Consider the following 2,496-nt stretch of genomic DNA (forward strand, 5'->3'; position numbering starts at 1 on the left):
TTAAATTTTACAATCTGCCTAACTCAATGAATGAGTGATCACGATCATAATTATGGCAATTCCACGAGCCATGTCGATCCATTCAATTCTCTTACTCATCCATAATCACTATCTGTTTAAACACAGAATCCCCCCATAATAACAAATAAAAATGTTTAATAAACTATTCTAACGGCAAAGTTACCTGGTTGCTTTCTCCCTCATCTTCATCTTGCGGCGGATATTTTGCTCGTAAATATCCTTTGATCATACCGTAAACAGCATTACGATCATTTTTATTCAAGGTTTTACCATTAAAACGTAAACGAGAAGTTGAAGCAAAAATGTCTTCAATCTCAAAATCGTCATAATCTCGACCAATCAAAAAATCCAACGAGACATTAAAGTAATCAGCCAATTTGACCACTTCAATATAAGAAGGAGTATTAACTCCCCGTTCCCAACTACCGATTTGGTGACCCGTGTTATGCCGTTCTTCAGAACTACCCATCACTTTATTTAATTCTTTAGCCAGACCAGACAAAGATAGCCCTCTGCCTTGCCTCAAAGCTCTTAACCTAACTGGAAACATCTGCTCATTCACCCACCTTACTCAAACTTCAGAGTTTAGAAGAATAAGAATCTCTTCTTTTTTATAATCGGCGAATAGTCATGCGCCACTACATATTCACCATTGATCAAATTTTCGGCATTTGTCTCAAATTCAGTCGCCTTTTCTTCACCAAAATCCTGGGCAATTTTGTCCAGTGCTTCACCTAAAACAAACTTACGCCCCTTTAAAGCATGGGCATCGGAAGCGACGATCTGAACCAAATTATTTTCAACTAACTGGTGTGAGATCTTAGCAACATGTTCCCCAAAACCACCAACATAGCTAGTAGCAGTAACTTGTGCCAAGGCACCATTTTTGATAAATCCGTACAAGAGATTCAGGTCGTTTTGAATTCCCTTGTTTCGTTCCGGATGAACGATCACCGGTGTTGTACCCTGTTTTTTCAAATCAAAAATCAACCGATCAGCATAATGCGGTACTTCACCATGCGGAAACTCTAGCAGCATGTATTTTTTGGTTTCATCGATTCCTAGCAAATCATCATAATGAGCTACCAAATCACCGTTGATGTGGACCTCTTGGCTCGGAAAAACAGTTAAAGGAATCTTTCTACTATCTAGTTCTGCCTGAAACATATCTGCTACATGAATCACATCACGTGCATGATTGACATAATCATTATCCAAGTGATGAGGTGTTGCTAAAATATGAGTCACTCCATCATGTACTGCATCATTTGCCAGTTGCAAAGAACTCTCCAAGTTGGGCGAGCCATCATCTATTCCTGGCAAAATATGGCAATGCAAGTCTACCATCTTTTCAAAATTCAAAATTCCACCCCAGTTCCCTATATTCGCTTGTTAGTTTATTCTTTTTGTATTATCACCTAGTATACACTATTATCTTTTCTACCGTTAAAAATGGACAACGTTTGCTTCTTTTTTCAAGAATTCTATCATATGTCTTAATTTTTTGATAACAAAGTAAGATAATTCACTTTTATTATTTTAAAAGGACTCCACAACTTGGTATAATAGTTGGGATGTGTACTGCATTCAAGCAAAAAATAAAACATAGTTAAAATTTTTAGAAGGAATGAATACATTGGAAAAAAAGCAATATCTTAGTTTTTTTAGAAATATTGACTGGAAAATAAAAGGTAAGAATACATTAACCATTCTCAGATGTATCTCCTTAATGCTGCTAGAGACTATGGTAATTGTAGCTATCACTCAAATGTTACAAATCGGAAATGTTGATAAGGGATTAATTTGGGTGATCATGCACAAAAAGATTTTTGTAGTTACCTCACTGAGTTTAACTGCACTGGGAGTTTCGTTATGTGCACTAATTGGTAGATTTTGGACTTCTAATACGATTCTTCTTACTTTTGAAATCGCTTTTGCCTTTACCAACCAGCAAAAACTCGCTGCTCGTAGTGAAACTCTGCTCCCAAGTGATCTGATTTTCATCAAAGAACCTGGCGAAATGTTAAAAATGGCCGACCAGGGTATGTTGCTAAAAATTATTCTCGGCATCATCATGTTGATTGTATTAACAGTTCTGCTTGAAAAGTTTTTCCCGATCAAGTGGCAAAACTTAAAACGTTTTTGGGTTATTCGGATCGTCATTATTGGAGTGACCATTCTTGGTTTTTCCAATTTTAATAAAATCAATACTGCGGGCTCAGCAATGAACGATCTTAGTAACTGGATGGGAAATAAAATTTATTTTTGGGATGCAAGAGCAGCAGGAAATGATAATGGCCCATGGCTAACTTTTGTTAACTTCTTAGGTAGTAAAACCATGGAAGAACCTACGGGATATTCTAAACAGACTATGCAAAAAATTGCAAAAAAATATACTCGCAAGGCTGAACAAATCAATAAAACACGTAAGAACAAAGACATTAACTAAAGGTTGAAAGTACAAAAATAGACTTC

4 protein-coding genes are annotated in these 2,496 nt (G+C 36.3%); 1 reads left to right on the forward strand and 3 read right to left on the reverse strand.

All coding sequences use genetic code 11. The annotated features are described in order from the left end of the window. Window positions 1-18: 18 nt before the first annotated feature. From FC65_RS12960 to FC65_RS10080, 3 genes are all read right to left on the reverse strand, one after another. Window positions 19-99: a heparan-alpha-glucosaminide N-acetyltransferase domain-containing protein gene (locus FC65_RS12960; RefSeq protein WP_156408629.1), complete on the reverse strand. Its 81-nt coding sequence runs from the start codon at window positions 97-99 to the stop codon at window positions 19-21. Between the two features lie 64 nt (window positions 100-163). Then, a complete protein-coding gene (locus FC65_RS10075) occupies window positions 164-571 on the reverse strand; it encodes a helix-turn-helix domain-containing protein (protein ID WP_056972574.1) in 408 nt (135 codons plus the stop codon). Between the two features lie 35 nt (window positions 572-606). Beyond that, entirely contained in the window at window positions 607-1,383 is a 777-nt protein-coding gene (locus FC65_RS10080; protein ID WP_056972575.1) for a tyrosine-protein phosphatase, read from the reverse strand. 274 nt (window positions 1,384-1,657) lie between these two features. Here FC65_RS10080 and FC65_RS10085 point away from each other — a divergent pair, with 274 nt between their 5' ends. Next, window positions 1,658-2,470, forward strand: a complete 813-nt coding sequence (locus FC65_RS10085) for a hypothetical protein (RefSeq protein ID WP_056972576.1) — start codon at window positions 1,658-1,660, stop codon at window positions 2,468-2,470. Window positions 2,471-2,496: the final 26 nt, after the last annotated feature.

Source organism: Ligilactobacillus acidipiscis DSM 15836, assembly GCF_001435755.1.
Classification (GTDB): domain Bacteria; phylum Bacillota; class Bacilli; order Lactobacillales; family Lactobacillaceae; genus Ligilactobacillus; species Ligilactobacillus acidipiscis.